The organism is Rhizobium sp. BK538 (genome assembly GCF_014197575.1).
Lineage (GTDB): Bacteria > Pseudomonadota > Alphaproteobacteria > Rhizobiales > Rhizobiaceae > Rhizobium.
Map to the genome: position 1 here is coordinate 15088 of NZ_JACIFT010000003.1, position 15671 is coordinate 30758.

Sequence of the window (15671 nt, forward strand, 5' to 3'; positions counted from 1 at the left end):
AAAAAAGGCGGCGAGCCCAGCGGGCCGCCGCCTTTTCTATTCCATATGAGCCGGGTCAGTCAGCCTTGCTGCGGCGAGCCGGGAAAAGAATGACGTCGCGGATCGACGGGGCGTCGGTCAGGAGCATGATCAGACGGTCGACGCCGATGCCGAGGCCACCGGCCGGCGGCATGCCCTGGTCGATCGCATCGAGGAATTCGTCGTCCAGCTGCTTTTCCTTTTCACCGCGGGCATGAGCCTGCTCCAGCTGCTCGACCATGCGGCGGCGCTGTTCTTCCGGATCGTTGAGTTCCGAGAAGGCGTTGCCGAGTTCCCAGGCGTTGCAATAAGTCTCGAAGCGTTCGACGAGGCGCGGCTCCCCCGGCACTTCCTTGGCGAAGGGCGAGATGTCCTTCGGGAAATGCGTGACGTGCGATGGCTGGATGAGCGTTGCCTCGACCTTCTCCTCGAAGATGAAGGCAAGGCATTCGCCCCAGGTCCAATCCTTCTCGACCGCGAAGCCGGCAGCCTTGGCGGCGGCGCGGGCTTCCTCGTCGGTCTTGATGGCGAGGAAGTCGATGCCGGTGACTTCCTTGACGGCATCGGGCATCGGGACGCGCTTGAATGGCCCCTTGAAGGAGATCGTCTTGTCGCCGAAGGGGAATTCCGTCGTGCCGTGGATCGACAGCGCCAGGCTTTCGAACAGCCGCTCGACGAGGTCCATGATGTCCTCGTAGTCGGCATAGGCCCAGTAGCACTCCATCATCGTGAATTCAGGATTGTGCCGGGTCGAGACGCCTTCGTTGCGGAAGTTGCGGTTGATCTCGAACACCTTGTCGGTGAGGCCGGAAACCAGCGTACGCTTCAGGAACAGTTCCGGCGCGATGCGCAGGTACATGTCGAGCTTCAGCGTGTTGTGATGCGTCTTGAACGGCTCGGCGGTGGCGCCGCCATAGACCGAATGCAGCATCGGCGTCTCGACTTCCATGAAGCCGTCGTTTTCCATGAAGCGACGGATGCCGGAGACGATCTTCGAACGCTGCTGGAAGCGCAGTTTCGATTCCTCGTTGGTCATGATGTCGAGATGACGCTTGCGATAGCGGATTTCGACGTCGGAAACGCCGTGCCACTTCTCCGGCATCGGTAGCAGCGACTTCGTCAGCATGATGATTTCGCGGGCGTTGATCGACAACTCGCCGCGCTTGGTGCGGCGCACGGTGCCCGTCACGCCGATGATGTCGCCGATATCGATCATCGCAAGCATGTTGCGCGCTTCCTCGGGCGTCACATCCTTGTGGCTGAAGATCTGTATCTTGCCGGAGGCGTCATGAATATCCATGAACATGCCGGAGTTCCGGGAGGAATAGACGCGGCCGGCGACGGTCACGATATCCTGCGTCTCCACGTCTGATTCGAGGTCCTTGTACTTCTCCGCCAGTTCGGCATTGGTCATGGTCCGGTGGAAATGCGCCGGATAGACGTCGCCGATCTGCTCGCGCAGCAGCTTCAGCTTCTGGGCACGGACTTCGGTTGCGTCTGAGGAAAGGGTCGCTGTTTCGGTCTTTTCGGTCATGATGCAAACGTCCGGTTCAGTTCTTCGGGCCGACGAGGGAAGCGACTGCCTGGGCGGCTAGTTTCAGCCGCTGGCGCACGACGGAGCGACCAAGGATAGCCATAGAGTCGAAGAGCGGCAGCGAGCGCGACGAGCCGGAAACGGCAACGAAGAGCGGTGCTACAACGACCTTTAGCTTCTTGCCGATGCGCTCGGCAATCGCGCGCAGTTCAGCCTCGATCGTTTCGACGTTCCATTCGAGGATCTTTTCGAGGTCCGGCTGAACGGTGTTGAGAATCTCGAGGATCTCTTCCGGCGGCGACTTGATCTTGGCGAAGGCCGAAGGATCGACGCCGAGATCGGATTTCAGCAGGAAGCCGGCGAGATCGGGCAATTCGCCGAGCTTGGAGATACGCGACTGCGACAGGCGAAGACCGGCCTTCAGGCGGTCGTTCTCCATTGCCCAGTCGAGCACGCGGGCCTGGAATTCCTCTTCTGACAGCTTCTCGCGGATCCAGCGGCCGTTCAGCCAGTCGAGCTTCTGGATGTCGAAGATCGCGCCGGCCTTGGAGAGGTTCTCGGGGTCGAACTTCTCGGAGAGCTCGTCCATCGTCAACAGCTCTTCGCCTTCAGCGATCTGCACGAAGAACAGGCCGAGGAAGTTCATCAGCGCTTCCGGGATATAGCCGAGAGCGGAGTAATAGGAGATCGAGGTCGGGTTCTTGCGCTTCGACAGCTTCGACTTGTCGGCGTTGCGCATCAGCGACAGGTGCATGAACACCGGCTGTTCCCAGCCGAAATAGCGGTAAAGCAGGATGTGCTTTGGCACCGATGCCAGCCACTCTTCGCCGCGCGCGACGTGGGTGATCTTCATCAGATGGTCGTCGATGACGTTTGCCATGTGATAGGTCGGCATGCCGTCGCCCTTAATCAGGACCTGCATGTCGACCGAATCCCACGGAATGCTGACATCGCCATAGACGCCGTCGGTGAAGTCGCAGGAGCCCTCGGTCGGGATCTTCATGCGGATGACCGAGCCTTCGCCAGCTGCCATCTTGGCGCTGACTTCTTCGGCCGAGTATTTCAGGCAGAGACCGTCATACTTCGGTGCCTTGCCGGCGGCGCGCTGCTCTTCGCGCATCTTTTCCAGACGCTCGGGCGTGCAGAAACAGCGGAAGGCATGGCCCTTGTCCAGCAATTCCTGGCCGTAGGGGGTGTAGATGTCCTTGCGGTCGGACTGGCGGTAGGGGCCATAGGGGCCGCCGATATCCGGGCCTTCCTTCCATTCGAGGCCGCACCATTTCAGCGCGTCCAACACCTTCGTCTCGAATTCCGGGGTCGAGCGCGTGGCATCGGTGTCTTCGATGCGCAGGATGAACTCGCCGCCGTTCTTCTTAGCGAAAAGATAATTGAAGAGTGCGATATAAGCAGTGCCGACATGCGGCTCGCCGGTCGGCGAGGGAGCAATGCGGACGCGGACGCCGGAAACTGTCATTTTATGTGCCCGTCAAATGATGCCGGGCGGCTTTCCAGAGAAAGCGACGCTCGGCCGGAAGGAATGCAGATAACTGGATCAGGAAACCGGCCGGAAAAGGGCGTTGCCCCCGTTCATCGCCGATTGCCCATTTGGCTGGCCTTAAGGCCATATTCGACCGCGCGCGTCAAGGAAAATGGGCAATCGTGTCAGTGGACGGGCCAGACATAAAGCAGCGCGGGTACGCTGAAGAGGACGATGATGAAGGACAGCGGCAGGCCGAGACGGGGGTAATCGCTGAAGCGATAGCCGCCGGGACCGAAGACCAGCGTGTTGCACTGGTGGCCGATCGGGGTCAGGAAATCGCAGCCGGCGCCGATGGCGACCGCCATCAGGAAAGCCTCAGGCCTATAGCCGAGCGTTTGGGCAAAGCTCGCCGCAATCGGCGCCATGACCAGGACCGTCGCCGCATTGTTGAGGAACGGTGTCACCGCCATGGCGGTAATCAGGATCAGCGCCAATGCCCCGTAGGGCGGCATCTGGGCCGCAAAGTGGCCAAGCCATCTGGCAATCAGATCGCTGCCACCGGACGTTCGCAATGTGTCGGAGACGGGGATCAAGGCCGCAAGCATAATCAGGATTGGCCCGTCCACCGCTTTGTAGACTTCGGCGAGCGGGATCACCCGGAAGACGACCATCGCCAGCGCCGCACAGAAGAAGGCAACCGAAACCGGGACCATTCCGGCCGCCGTTACACCCATCGCGGCCGCGAGGATCAGCAGCGGCATATAGGCCCTGCGCGGCGTGCCGAGCATGATGTCGCGTTGGGCCAAGGGAAGGCACGAGAATTCCTGCAGGAAGGCAGGCAGGTTTCGGCGGCTGCCCTGCAGCACAAGCACATCGCCGGCGCGCAGCGTCACTTCGCTCAGCCGCTCCGTCAGCCGGTGGCCGTGGCGGCTGACGGCAAGCAGGTTGATCCGACGACGGTTCCACAGTGAGAGCTGCCGCGCGGACCAGCCGATCAGCACAGACTCCGACGAGACGACGGCTTCGATGGAGGTGACGTCTCCCTCGTCTTTCGCCTCGGGTATCGGCTTGCCGGCAAGCTTGAGTTTGGCGTTGGAAACGACGCGGTCGAGCGCCTCCGGGCGCCCCTCCAGTAGGATCGTGTCTCCTGCTTTCAGGAGGATGTCAGGGAATGGTGAGAGACGCGAATGCCCGCGCAGGATTGCCGTTGCGACCACTTCTCCATCGCCGAGCTGCAGGATGCCGTTGAGTTCCATGCCCTCAAAGCCCGAGCCCTCCACCACCGTCGCTTCGGAGAAGTAGTTCTTAAAGTCCAGCGCTTCCTCCAGCGACGGGTTCTCGTTCTGCCGCTCGGGAACGAGCCGGCGGAAAAAGATCAGAAAGACAATACCGACCAGCGTGAGCGTCGCGCCGACGGGCGTGAAGTCGAACATGGTGAAGGGCGCGCCGGTAATCTCGCCGCGAAGCCGAGAGACCACGATGTTCGGCGAGGTGCCGATCTGGGTCATCAGCCCGCCGAGAAGGGCGGCAAAGCTCATGGGCATCAGGTAGAGCGATGGCGATCTCCCGGTTCTGCGGGCAAACTGGAAAGCGACCGGGATCATGATCGCAAGCGCGCCGATGTTCTTGATGAAGGCGGAAAGAACCGCGACGACAATGAGCAGCAGGGCGAGCTGCGCATGCAGCTTGTTCAGGTTGGGGAAGAAGCGCTTGATCGTCGTATCGACGATTCCCGAGCGCGCGACGCCGGCGCTGACGATAAGCGCACTGCCGACGATGATGACGATGTCATCGCTGAAACCCGAAAATGCCCTATCGAATGGAACGATGCCGACCGCCACCGCCAGGACAAGCGAGCAGCAGGCAACCAGATCATAGCGGAATCGGTCCCAGATGAAGACTGCCATCATCAGGCCGATGACGCCGAAGGCGAGGATCTGATGCGTTGTCATGCGACTCCGGCGACTTGAGGCTGGGCGACGGACAACGGGCGGCTGCCCGCCGCATTGGTATCTGTAAGCCTTCCCGGACTAATCAATGCTGCGCCGAGTGCAAAAGTTCCTAGTCCTGCTCGGAAAGGACGCAGATGGTTTGCGCGAGGATTTCGTCGGAGAGGGCAGGATCGTCGACGGCACGCGCCATGACGAGAGCCCCGACGAGGCTTGAGAGATCGGCTATGGCCTTGCCGCGATCGACCGTTTCGCCTTGCTGCGTCTGGATTTGTTCAACCTGCTCGATGCGTGCACGAACGTAGTCGGCGATGCCGCCACGCTGTCCCTTCGGGAGACGGGCGATTTCGGGGCCAAGAGCCGCGACGGTGCAGCCGTTCTCGGCCGCATCGCGATGAGCCTTCGACAGATAATTCTTCGCCAAGGCACCGAGTGTGGCATAGGCAGGCTCGGTGCGCAGGCTCTCCTGCAAGGCGTGGCTGACCGCCTCCGCGGCGAGGTCGCCCTTCGACTTGAAGTGGCCGTAGAAGCCGCCATGCGTCAGCCCGGCGCCCTTCATGACTTCATCGACGCCGACAGCGTGAATTCCCTTCTCGCGAAACAGCCGGCCGGCCGTGTCGACGATCCGCTGGCGGTTTTGGTTTGCCTGTTCCTTGGTCGGGCGCATTCTAGGTTCTCATCATCTGCTCTTGACAAATTATATGACGTCCGTCATTTAAATGCAAATGAATGACGACCGTCATTTAAAAATAGATGAGGGAAGGCAATGACAATGCGCTACAGGATCTTCGGCCGGACCGGCCTTCGCGTCTCCAGCATGGCACTCGGCACTGGCAACTTTGGAACGGGCTGGGGCTACGGATCGGGCCGAGAAGAAGCCAAGGTCGTGTTCGATGGTTACCGCAATGCCGGCGGCAACTTTGTCGACACGGCCGACCAGTACCAATTCGGCCAGTCGGAAACGATGCTTGGCGAATTCATCGCCAGTGACCGCGACGACATCGTCGTGGCGACGAAGTTCTCGCTTGGCGATCGTCATGGGGCGGGGCTGCAGGGTACCGGCAACAGCCGCAAGGCCATGGTGCAGTCGGTGGAGGCAAGCCTGAAACGGCTCGGCACCGATCGGATCGATCTCCTCTGGGCACACATGCCGGATGCCGTGACACCGATCGACGAGATCATGCGCGGTTTCGACGATCTCGTCCGCTCGGGCAAGATTCTCTATGCTGGCCTTTCAGACTTTCCGGCCTGGCGGGTGGCGACGGGTGCCACGCTTGCGGAACTGCGCGGCTGGGCGCCGCTGTCGGCTCTGCAGTTGGAATACAGCCTTGTCGAGCGCACGGCCGAGCGCGAACTTCTGCCGATGGCGGCGGCCTTTGGTCTTGGCACCGTCGGCTGGTCGCCGCTCGGCGGTGGGTTGCTGACCGGTAAGTACCGCAAGGGCGAAACCGGCCGCAAGCAGGGGCTCGGCGTCGTCATCCACTCCGAGAGCGATGCGCGCAAGACGGCAACGGTCGACGCCGTGCTTGCCATCGCCGAGGAAACCGGCGTGCCGGCCGGCCAGGTGGCTATTGCCTGGGTACTGCACAAGGGCACGCTCCCGATCATCGGACCGCGCACGGCAGCGCAGCTTTCCGACAACCTCGCAGCGCTCGACGTGAAGCTTACTCAAGATCAGGTCCGGCGCCTCGACGACGCGAGCGCCATGCCGCTCGGCTTCCCCCACGACGTCGTGTCCCGCAGCCGCGAGACGCTTGCCGGAGCCAAGGCCGATCTCATCGATTGGCCGACGGTTGCTGTCCGCTGAGTTTGATTGCAGAGTCAGGCGTGCTGTCTTGTTCAAGGCGGCGCGGCATTTCGGAATTGCTATTGCCGGAGCTCGGCCAGCGCCCTGTGAAGAGGCGTGTCGGAGATCTGGATCCAGCCCGCGAACGGGATGTCCATATCCAGCACGACGAAGATTGATAGCGATATGAGAAGCGCGGAGATGGTGAACATCACGACGACGATGATATTTCTCGGCGCGCGATAGCCGAAGCTGGCAAAGATCAAGGTCAGCCACGCTGTCAGCATGCTGATGAGCGGCCTTGGAATGACACCTTCCGACTGTTCGACGATAACCCAGCGCTGCTCGACGATCCTTTGGTACTGCTGGCGGGCGTCGTTCCAGAGTGCAACATGCCCTGGGTCGGACGGCCTGATCAGCGAAAGACTGTCTCCGACGGCATTGAGTGCAAATTCGGTCGTGCGGTCACTTTTAACCAATGGGTCGGGGGCGGCGCGGGCCGGATTGGTCAGGGCCTTTTCGACGTATTTTTCCAGACGCTTACGGGTTTCGTTGGCTTCGAGGCCATAGGTGCGCAGGGTTCGATCGAGAAGGATGATCTGCGTTGCGAAGGCGTGCACATTCTTGTCGATCTCGGCAAAGGTGTTCTTTGAGGAATTAATCATCAAGCCAAAGACCAGAGAGGTCATGACGACGAAAATGTTGGCGACCAGCCGGACGACGGTATTGGTTTCGTCCTGACGGTGATGCACCGGCAGCTTCGAGTAGGTCAGCATCGTTCCGATCGAGGCTGTCATAAGCAAAGCGAAGACAACGACCGCCACCAGCAATTCCGGCACCATCTTCCGTCGCGCCCTCCCGTGCTCTCGGGCCAAACTAGCTGTTTTGATTGATTTTGCCAGTGGACTGCATCTGCCCGCTGGACAAACGCATGGGGGGGTATAGCTTCCGCGGCGAAATTCACGCTGGAGATGGTGATGACTGATCTTTTGAATATACCCGTGAAGCTGGCTGATGGTCGCGAGACGACGCTGAATGATCACCGCGGCAAGGTGATCCTGGTCGTCAATGTGGCCTCCAAATGCGGCCTGACAGTCCAATATGAAGGGCTCGAGAAGCTCTATGAGGACAAGCGCGAGCGTGGTTTCGTGATTGCCGCCTTTCCGGCGAACAATTTCAAGGGGCAGGAGCCGGGCACGGATGCCGAGATCATTGAATTCTGCACCCTGACGTATGACGTCAAGTTTCCGATCTTCTCGAAGATTTCGGTGAAGGGCGAGGACCAGCATCCGCTTTACCAGCAGCTGACGGCCGCTGTCGAGACCGCCGTTGGCGAAGGCCCGATGCGGGAGCGGCTGCGCAACAACGGCCTTGCGACCGGCGACAACAATGAAATCCTCTGGAACTTCGAAAAGTTCCTGATCGGTCGCGATGGCAAGGTTGCTGCGCGATTTGCGCCGGATGTGACTGCCGAGGACCAGCGGCTGGTCTCGGCGATCGACAAGGAGCTTGCAAAGACCGCCTGAGGCCGGTCTGCGCGGCTATTGCGCCGGAACGACTGCCGCGCCGTCAGAATGTCGATGATGAAATCGACGCCGTTGGAGCAATCACTGGCGCTTGGGGATATGCTTAGGCGCGCGGCTGGGTTTGGCCGCGCGCCTTGATTCTGCAGGCCAGTCGGCGGTTAGTGTCCGCCGGCCTTCTTTCGCTGACGGGCGTTGCGGGCGAGCATGTTGAGCACCTCCACCAATGCTGAGAAGGCCATTGCAGCGTAGACGTAGCCCTTCGGCACGTGGAAGCCCATGCCCTCGGCGATCAGGGTCGTGCCGATCATCATTAAGAAGGCGAGGGCCAGCATGACGATAGTCGGGTTCCTCTCGATGAAGTTCGCGAGCGGCGTTGCCGCGACCAGCATGACGGTCACGGCTGCAATCACAGCGACGACCATGATCGGCAGATGCGGCGTCATGCCGACGGCGGTGATGATGCTATCCACCGAGAAGACGAGGTCGAGCAACAGGATCTGGCCGATCGCGGCCGTAAAGCCGGCCGTCGCTGCCGTGGCAATGAAATCCTCGTCGTGATCGGCCGGATCGACGTTGTGGTGGATTTCTTTCGTCGCCTTCCAGAGCAGGAAGAGACCGCCGGCGATCAGGATGATGTCCTTCCAGGAGAAGCCGTGGCCGAACAGTTCGAAGATTGGCGTCGTCAGCTTCACGATCCAGGCAATGGTGCCAAGGAGGGCAAGTCGCATCACAAGGGCGAGGCCAATGCCGACCTTTCGTGCTTTCTCGCGATGCTCAGGCGGCAGCTTGTTGGTGAGAATAGAGATGAAGATGAGGTTGTCGATCCCGAGGACCACTTCCATCACCACGAGGGTGACGAGGGCCACCCAGGCGGCCGGGTCCTGAACGAGCATCATGATGTCTTGCATTGGCGTATATCCCCTTGCGCCACATAGATTTGACGCTCGCAATGTACGGACGCCGCCTACCTTGGCAAGCGCGCAAGGGGATATACGAAAGCCAGACGAATTTTATTCCTTGATGGGGATGCAGATTTTCGACATGCCCATCCGCGCATGAGGGCCGAACGATCGTCGCAGCGCTCGGGTTCAGGACTGCTTCTTGACGCCGTAGGCCGCAGTGAAAACGCGGATGGCGCCATTGACCACGCGATCCATCTCCTCGCGCGGAGGCGGGGCGTCCATGTCGCCGAACAGGCGCAGCTTGAAGAAGCTTCCACCGCAGAGTTCCAGGAACTGGCGGGCGGCAAGCTCGATGTCGTCGATCTCGAAACGGCCAGCCTCGACCTGGCTTGTCAGGAAGTCCTTCAACACCGTCCGGATGTTCTCCGGGCCGGTGAAAAAGCGCTGACAGAGGTGCGGCATGCGGTCGCGCACGCCGATGACGGTGCGCATCGCGTTGATGACCTTGTCCTCGGTCAGGTGGCTGACAAAGGTCATCCCAAAGTCATGCAGGGCGACGTCTGGATCGCTGGATTGCTTGAGAGTATTGCGCACGCTGGCGACGAAAGCCGCTCGCTCGCTCTCCATCATTGCCGTGAAGAGCTCTTCCTTGTTGGCGAAGTAGACATAAAGCGTTCCCTTTGAAACTCCGGCTTCGCGCGTTACATCGTTCATGCTCGCGGCATCGAAGCCGAGCTTCATGAAGACGCGGCGGGCGCCGTCGAGAATTTGCTTGCGCTTGGCAGGGTCTTCGCCCGCGGCCCATCGGCCGCCTGTCGAGGGAGACTCGTCTGCGCGCGTATCGGAAAGCTCTGTCATCGCTCCTTAACCATATTCGCATCCGCGAACGTTTCGTTAACAAAATCGAACCGGGCGGTTCGATACATCTTGATATGAATGCAAAAAGGTTCTATGTCAACTGAACCGAACCGTTCAGTTCGATTAAATTTCACTCCATTACCGGTAGCCCCTATGTCGTCCAGCCCAAAAGCCACTGTTGCCCGCATCGTCAGCGAACCCGCTGAAGCCGAAGGCCGGGCTCAGGAAGCAGTTGTTCCCACCGCCGAAGCACCGCGTGCGCCGCAAGCTCCCGCCGATACGCAGGCGGCTCCGGCCGAGCAGAAGAAAAAGCGCGGCTTCGCATTGCCGATCATAGGCCTCGCGCTTCTGGCGGGCGCTGCCTGGTACGGCTACGATTGGTGGACGACGGGCCGTTTCCTCGTCTCGACGGACGATGCCTACATCGAAGGCGACATCGCGACCATTTCGCCGAAGGTTACGGGCTATGTCGCCAAGGTGAATGTCGTTGCCAACCAGAAGGTCAAGGCGGGCGATGTTCTGGCGTCGCTCGACGATGGCGACTACAAGCTCGCCCTCGACCAGGCGGTCGCTTCCCTCGATACCGAAAAGCTCTCGCTGCAGCGCATCGATGCGCAGATCGCCGGTGGAGAGGCAAGCCTCGATCAGGCCAAAGCCCAGAAGACGGCTTTGGAAGCCACTGTTCGCGGTGCGCAGATCACTCAGACCCGTGCCGCCGAACTGCAATCCAAGTCGGTCGGCACCACCGCTAACCTCGATGCCGCCAACATCGCGCTCGACCAGGCCAAGGCGAACCTCATCGGCGGCGATGCAGCGATCGCATCCGCGCAGGCAAATATCACCCTGCTGCAGGCGCAGCGCCGCGAAGCGGAAGGCACGATCCGCCAGCTCGAGCTTTCACGCGACAAAGCTGCCCGCGACCTCTCCTTCACGGTGCTGAAGGCGCCATATGACGGCGTCGTCGGCAACCGTTCGGTCCAGGAAGGCGATCTTGTGTCGCCCGGCCAGCGCCTGATGGCGCTCGTCCCTGTCCGCGAACTCTTTATCGACGCGAACTTCAAGGAAACGCAGATCCAGCATCTGGTTCCGGGCTCGAAGGTCAACGTCCACGTGGATGCCTATGACGATCACCCGATCGTCGGCACGGTCGAATCGATCTCGCCGGCATCCGGCTCCGTCTTCTCGCTGCTGCCCCCGGAAAACGCGACGGGCAACTTCACGAAGATCATTCAGCGCGTGCCGGTTCGCATCTCGCTGCCGCAGGACGCTCTCGATAGCGGCCGTCTGCGCGCCGGCCTCAGCGTTGTCGTCGACGTCGATACGCGCACAGCGCCGGATGCGGCCAAGTAAATCCCGACGAGGTAGGCCCATGGCCGCGAGTGCAACAGTTGGAACAATCCCGGCCGCTCCGGCGGCCGCGGAGCAGATGGACCCGCGCAAGCTCATCGCCTTCTTCGCGATGGTGGTCGGCATGTTCATGTCGATCCTCGACATTCAGATCGTATCGGCGTCTCTGGCCGAGATTCAGGCGGGCCTCAGCGCCGGCTCGGACGAGATAGGCTGGGTGCAGACCTCGTATCTGATCGCCGAAGTCATTATGATTCCGCTCTCCGGCACGCTCGCGCGCATCATCTCGACACGATACCTCTTCGCGATTTCGGCGGCCGGCTTCACGCTTTCGAGTGCGCTCTGCGCGACGGCGACGAATATTGACCAGATGATCGTCTATCGCGCCATCCAGGGCTTCATCGGTGGCGGTATGATTCCGTCGGTCTTTGCCGCCGCATTCACGATCTTCCCGCCTTCCAAGCGCAGCATCGTGTCGCCGATCATCGGCCTGATCGCCACGCTTGCCCCGACGATCGGCCCGACTGTCGGCGGCTATCTCAGCCACGCCTTCTCCTGGCACTGGCTGTTCCTGGTCAACATCGTTCCCGGCATCATAGTGACGATCGTTACCTGGAATTTCATCGATTTCGACAAGCCGGAATTCGCGCTGATCAAGAAGTTCGATTGGTGGGGGCTGCTGTCGATGGGGGTCTTCCTCGGCGCCCTTGAATACGTCCTGGAGGAAGGCAACTCCAACGACTGGTTCAACGATAATTACATCTTTATGGGCGCGATCGCCTCTGCAATTGCAGCCGTCGTCTTCTTCTATCGGGCCTTCACCGTGGAATTCCCGGTGGTCGACCTTAGGGCCTTCTCGAACCGGAACTTCGCCTTCGGCTCCGTGTTCTCGTTCGTCATGGGCATCGGTCTCTACGGCTTGACCTATATCTATCCCGTCTATCTCGGGCGCATCCGCGGCTACGACTCGCTGATGATCGGCGAGACCATGTTCGTGTCCGGCCTTGCGATGTTCTTCACGGCGCCAATCGCCGGAAAGCTGTCGACGAAGATGGACCTGCGGCTAATGATGGTGATCGGCCTCGCGAGCTTCGCAGCCGGCACCTACATCATGACGCATCTGACCCAGGACTGGGACTTCTACGAGCTCTTCATTCCCCAGCTCTTCCGTGGTTTCGGGCTGATGATGTGCATGGTGCCGATCAACAACATCGCGCTTGGCACGATGCCGCCAGCCCGTATGCGCGGTGCATCCGGGCTCTTCAACCTGACGCGCAACCTCGGTGGCGCCGTCGGTCTGGCGGTCATCAACACGGTGCTGACGAACCGGCAGGACGTTCACTACGAGCGGCTGCGCGAGAATTTCGATTGGAGCAGCCCGGCGGCGCTCGACCAGCTGAAAAACATGACGGCGAAATTCGACACCTATGGCATGGATGGCGCTGTGGTTGCGATCAAGCAGATGGTCGGGCTCGTGACCAAGCAGGCGATGGTACTGTCGTTCAGCGACATCTTCCTGTTGTTGACAGTGCTATTCCTGGCAATGATCCTCGGCGTTGCGATGCTCGACAAACCTGCGCCCCAAGGTGGCGGCGGTGGTGGCGGAGGCCACTGATTCCCTTTTTAGATCAACGTCAAGGCCGGCCCGGCATACCAGACCGGCCTTTGTTTTTGTACAAAGATTTGACGTGAACGGAAACGTTTGCAAATTTTGATTTACGTACATCAGATTTGGAGCTAAAGGTCTCGTCAGGAGGAAAGATGAGACCAACAGTCCACGATATCGCTGCTGCGGCAGGCGTCAGCCTGGCGACCGTCGACCGGGTTTTGAACCAACGTCCGGGCGTGCGCCACGTGACGCGCGAGAAGGTCGAGAACGCCATTCGCGAGATCGGTTACATCAGGGATGTCGCTGCTGCCAACCTCGCCAAAGGCCGCACTTATCCGCTCGTCTTCATCCTGCCGGCCAGCGACAATTCCTTCATGCACGGGCTGAACAACGAGGTACGTGCGGCCGCCGCGCGTTCGTCCGTGGAGCGAACGGATATTCGCACCCTCGAGGTGCCGGCGTTCGATCCCGCTGCACTCGTGAAGGTTTTGGATGAGCTGAGCGAACAGCGACCCTCGGGGATCGCGCTTGTCGCCACCGATGCGCCTGAAGTCCGCGACGCCGTCGACCGACTGGTGAAGGACGGTATTCCCGTCGTGACGCTGGTCTCGGATCTCACTGGTTCGCAGCGCCATCACTATGCCGGCGTCGACAATATTGCCGCGGGCCGCACGGCCGCACGGCTTCTCGGGCGGTTCCTCGGCGGCGCCAAGGGTGAGATCGCTGTGCTTGCCGGCTCGATGCTGGTGCGCGACCATCGCGAACGCCTCGAGGGTTTCGTCGCCGTCACGGCCGAGGAATTTCCTTCGCTCTCCATCCTGCCCGTCATCGAAGGCCGCGACGATCCGGAGATGGCCCATATGCTGGTGGCAGATGCGTTGTCGAAGAAAAGCGGCATCATCGGCGTCTACAGCCTCGGCGCCGGCAACCGCGGGCTGATTAGGGCACTGAAGGAGAAGGTGGTCGATCGGTCGCTGACGGTTATCGCCCATGAATTAACGGCGCATACCCGCGCCGCACTCCTCGACGGAACGATCGACGCAATTCTGAACCAGGATGCGGGCCATGAGGTGCGCAGCGCCATCCGCGTCCTCAAGGCGAAGGCGGACGGGCTCCCCGTCATCGCGGCGCAGGAGCGCATTCGTCTCGACATATTTCTAAAAGACAATCTGCCGTAACGGCAAAGGGAGAAACACATGTATCTGGGTCTCGATCTCGGAACCTCCGGCGTCAAAGCCATGCTGATCGACGCCGATCAGAAGATCATCGGCTCGGCCAATGGTTCGCTCGACGTCTCGCGCCCGCATTCCGGCTGGTCGGAGCAGGAGCCATCGTACTGGATCCGCGCGACGGAAGAGGCCGTTGCCGCGCTGAAGGCAAAGCATCCGCAGGAGCTCGCCGCCGTGATGGGCATCGGCCTCTCCGGCCAGATGCACGGGGCGACGCTGCTCGACGCCGACGACAAGGTGCTGCGCCCCTGCATTCTCTGGAACGATACGCGTTCCTATGTCGAAGCGGCTGCTCTGGATTCCGATCCGCGTTTCCGCAAGCTGACCGGCAATATTGTTTTCCCCGGCTTCACCGCGCCCAAGCTTGCCTGGGTTGCCAAGCATGAGCCTGACATTTTCGCGAAGGTCGCCAAGGTGCTACTGCCGAAGGACTACCTGCGTCTTTGGTTGACTGGCGAGCACATCTCCGAGATGTCCGATTCGGCCGGCACCTCCTGGCTCGATACCGGAAAACGCAAATGGTCATCGGAGCTTCTTGCGGCCACCGGCCTTGATGAAAAGCAGATGCCTCTTCTGATCGAGGGCACGGAGCAGGGTGGCAAGCTTCGCGGCGAGCTGGCCGGCAAGTGGGGTATTTCGGGAGGCGTCGTCGTTGCGGGCGGCGCGGGCGACAACGCGGCTTCGGCCTGCGGTATGGGCACGGTCAGCGATGGCGCGGCCTTCGTGTCGCTTGGCACCTCGGGCGTTCTCTTTGCGGCCAACGCCGCCTATCTGCCGAAGCCGGAAAGCGCCGTGCATGCGTTCTGCCATGCGCTGCCTGGCACCTGGCATCAGATGGGGGTCATTCTCTCTGCGACGGACGCGCTGAACTGGCACTCCAGCGTCACCGGCAAGTCGGCGGCGGATCTGACCACTGAACTCGGTGAAACGCTGAAGGCGCCTTCGGGCGTCACCTTCCTTCCCTATCTCTCCGGCGAGCGCACGCCGCACAACGATGCCGTCATCCGCGGCGCGTTCATCGGTCTCGAGCATGAGAGCAGCCGCGTGGTGCTGACCCAGGCCGTTCTTGAGGGCGTTTCCTTCGCCATCCGCGACAATCTGGAAGCGCTACGCTCGGCGGGCACGGATATTTCCCGCGTTACCGCCATCGGCGGCGGCTCGCGCTCGCGCTACTGGCTGGCCTCGATCGCCACGGCGCTCGGCGTGCCGGTCGATCTGCCTGCCGATGGCGATTTTGGCGCGGCATTCGGCGCGGCGCGTCTCGGCCTGATCGCGGCGACCGGCGCTAATCCGGTTGCCGTCTGCACACCGCCGAAGACGGCGGGCACGATCGAGCCCGTCGCGGCGCTCTCCGGCGCTTATGAAGATGCCTACAATCGCTATCGCGCGCTCTATCCGGCGATCAAATCGCTGCAGCATTGAACCCAGAACAA

At 61.1% G+C, this 15671-nt stretch carries 13 protein-coding genes; 6 read left to right on the forward strand and 7 right to left on the reverse strand.

The window, feature by feature from the left end; translation table 11 throughout:
- Positions 1-55 precede the first annotated feature (55 nt).
- The 4 genes from lysS to FHX09_RS04235 all read right to left on the reverse strand — a co-directional run bounded on the left by lysS (position 56) and on the right by FHX09_RS04235 (position 5648).
- The gene (lysS, locus tag FHX09_RS04220) at positions 56-1555 is read right to left on the reverse strand and encodes a lysine--tRNA ligase (protein WP_183722928.1); all 1500 of its coding nucleotides are present in this window, start codon (positions 1553-1555) and stop codon (positions 56-58) included.
- Between the two features lie 13 nt (positions 1556-1568).
- Positions 1569-3026 carry a glutamate--tRNA ligase gene (gene gltX, locus FHX09_RS04225; RefSeq protein WP_132589085.1) on the reverse strand — a complete coding sequence of 486 codons (1458 nt, stop codon included), beginning with the start codon at positions 3024-3026 and terminating at the stop codon, positions 1569-1571.
- 188 nt (positions 3027-3214) lie between these two features.
- Positions 3215-4984, reverse strand: coding sequence for an SLC13 family permease (locus tag FHX09_RS04230; protein WP_132589086.1), 1770 nt, complete (start codon positions 4982-4984; stop codon positions 3215-3217).
- Positions 4985-5093: 109 nt separating this feature from the next.
- The gene (locus FHX09_RS04235; RefSeq protein WP_007802747.1) at positions 5094-5648 is read right to left on the reverse strand and encodes a TetR/AcrR family transcriptional regulator; all 555 of its coding nucleotides are present in this window, start codon (positions 5646-5648) and stop codon (positions 5094-5096) included.
- A 99-nt stretch (positions 5649-5747) separates the two neighbouring features.
- On the opposite strand from FHX09_RS04235, the gene FHX09_RS04240 reads away from it, so the two are divergent.
- A complete protein-coding gene (locus tag FHX09_RS04240; RefSeq protein ID WP_132589087.1) occupies positions 5748-6788 on the forward strand; it encodes an aldo/keto reductase in 1041 nt (346 codons plus the stop codon).
- Positions 6789-6847: 59 nt separating this feature from the next.
- Here FHX09_RS04240 and FHX09_RS04245 read toward each other — a convergent pair whose 3' ends face one another.
- The gene (locus FHX09_RS04245; RefSeq protein ID WP_132589088.1) at positions 6848-7609 is read right to left on the reverse strand and encodes a DUF4239 domain-containing protein; all 762 of its coding nucleotides are present in this window, start codon (positions 7607-7609) and stop codon (positions 6848-6850) included.
- A gap of 135 nt (positions 7610-7744) precedes the next feature.
- Between FHX09_RS04245 and FHX09_RS04250 the strand changes: the two genes are divergently transcribed.
- A complete protein-coding gene (locus FHX09_RS04250) occupies positions 7745-8293 on the forward strand; it encodes a glutathione peroxidase (protein WP_165933069.1) in 549 nt (182 codons plus the stop codon).
- A 158-nt stretch (positions 8294-8451) separates the two neighbouring features.
- Here FHX09_RS04250 and FHX09_RS04255 read toward each other — a convergent pair whose 3' ends face one another.
- Both FHX09_RS04255 and FHX09_RS04260 read right to left on the reverse strand, forming a co-directional pair.
- Complete coding sequence (locus FHX09_RS04255) at positions 8452-9201, reverse strand: TerC family protein (protein WP_132589089.1); 750 nt, start codon at positions 9199-9201, stop codon at positions 8452-8454.
- Between the two features lie 180 nt (positions 9202-9381).
- The gene (locus FHX09_RS04260) at positions 9382-10053 is read right to left on the reverse strand and encodes a TetR/AcrR family transcriptional regulator (protein ID WP_007802735.1); all 672 of its coding nucleotides are present in this window, start codon (positions 10051-10053) and stop codon (positions 9382-9384) included.
- 153 nt (positions 10054-10206) lie between these two features.
- On the opposite strand from FHX09_RS04260, the gene FHX09_RS04265 reads away from it, so the two are divergent.
- The 4 genes from FHX09_RS04265 (at position 10207) to xylB (ending at position 15660) form a co-directional block, all read left to right on the forward strand.
- Entirely contained in the window at positions 10207-11403 is a 1197-nt protein-coding gene (locus FHX09_RS04265; RefSeq protein WP_007802733.1) for an HlyD family secretion protein, read from the forward strand.
- A 19-nt stretch (positions 11404-11422) separates the two neighbouring features.
- The gene (locus FHX09_RS04270) at positions 11423-13015 is read left to right on the forward strand and encodes a DHA2 family efflux MFS transporter permease subunit (protein WP_007802731.1); all 1593 of its coding nucleotides are present in this window, start codon (positions 11423-11425) and stop codon (positions 13013-13015) included.
- A gap of 146 nt (positions 13016-13161) precedes the next feature.
- Positions 13162-14187: a LacI family DNA-binding transcriptional regulator gene (locus tag FHX09_RS04275; protein ID WP_132589091.1), complete on the forward strand. Its 1026-nt coding sequence runs from the start codon at positions 13162-13164 to the stop codon at positions 14185-14187.
- Positions 14188-14205: 18 nt separating this feature from the next.
- Positions 14206-15660: a xylulokinase gene (xylB, locus tag FHX09_RS04280; protein WP_132589092.1), complete on the forward strand. Its 1455-nt coding sequence runs from the start codon at positions 14206-14208 to the stop codon at positions 15658-15660.
- Positions 15661-15671: the final 11 nt, after the last annotated feature.

What these genes read in the sequence shown, in the direction of transcription:
- FHX09_RS04270 (WP_007802731.1), top strand. Translation starts at nt 11,423, where the DNA reads ATGGCCGCGAGTGCAACAGTTGGAACAATCCCGGCCGCTCCGGCGGCC.
- gltX (WP_132589085.1), bottom strand. Translation starts at nt 3,026, where the DNA reads ATGACAGTTTCCGGCGTCCGCGTCCGCATTGCTCCCTCGCCGACCGGC.
- xylB (WP_132589092.1), top strand. Translation starts at nt 14,206, where the DNA reads ATGTATCTGGGTCTCGATCTCGGAACCTCCGGCGTCAAAGCCATGCTG.
- FHX09_RS04240 (WP_132589087.1), top strand. Translation starts at nt 5,748, where the DNA reads ATGACAATGCGCTACAGGATCTTCGGCCGGACCGGCCTTCGCGTCTCC.
- FHX09_RS04235 (WP_007802747.1), bottom strand. Translation starts at nt 5,648, where the DNA reads ATGCGCCCGACCAAGGAACAGGCAAACCAAAACCGCCAGCGGATCGTC.
- FHX09_RS04230 (WP_132589086.1), bottom strand. Translation starts at nt 4,984, where the DNA reads ATGACAACGCATCAGATCCTCGCCTTCGGCGTCATCGGCCTGATGATG.
- FHX09_RS04255 (WP_132589089.1), bottom strand. Translation starts at nt 9,201, where the DNA reads ATGCAAGACATCATGATGCTCGTTCAGGACCCGGCCGCCTGGGTGGCC.
- FHX09_RS04265 (WP_007802733.1), top strand. Translation starts at nt 10,207, where the DNA reads ATGTCGTCCAGCCCAAAAGCCACTGTTGCCCGCATCGTCAGCGAACCC.
- FHX09_RS04260 (WP_007802735.1), bottom strand. Translation starts at nt 10,053, where the DNA reads ATGACAGAGCTTTCCGATACGCGCGCAGACGAGTCTCCCTCGACAGGC.
- FHX09_RS04245 (WP_132589088.1), bottom strand. Translation starts at nt 7,609, where the DNA reads ATGGTGCCGGAATTGCTGGTGGCGGTCGTTGTCTTCGCTTTGCTTATG.
- FHX09_RS04250 (WP_165933069.1), top strand. Translation starts at nt 7,745, where the DNA reads ATGACTGATCTTTTGAATATACCCGTGAAGCTGGCTGATGGTCGCGAG.
- FHX09_RS04275 (WP_132589091.1), top strand. Translation starts at nt 13,162, where the DNA reads ATGAGACCAACAGTCCACGATATCGCTGCTGCGGCAGGCGTCAGCCTG.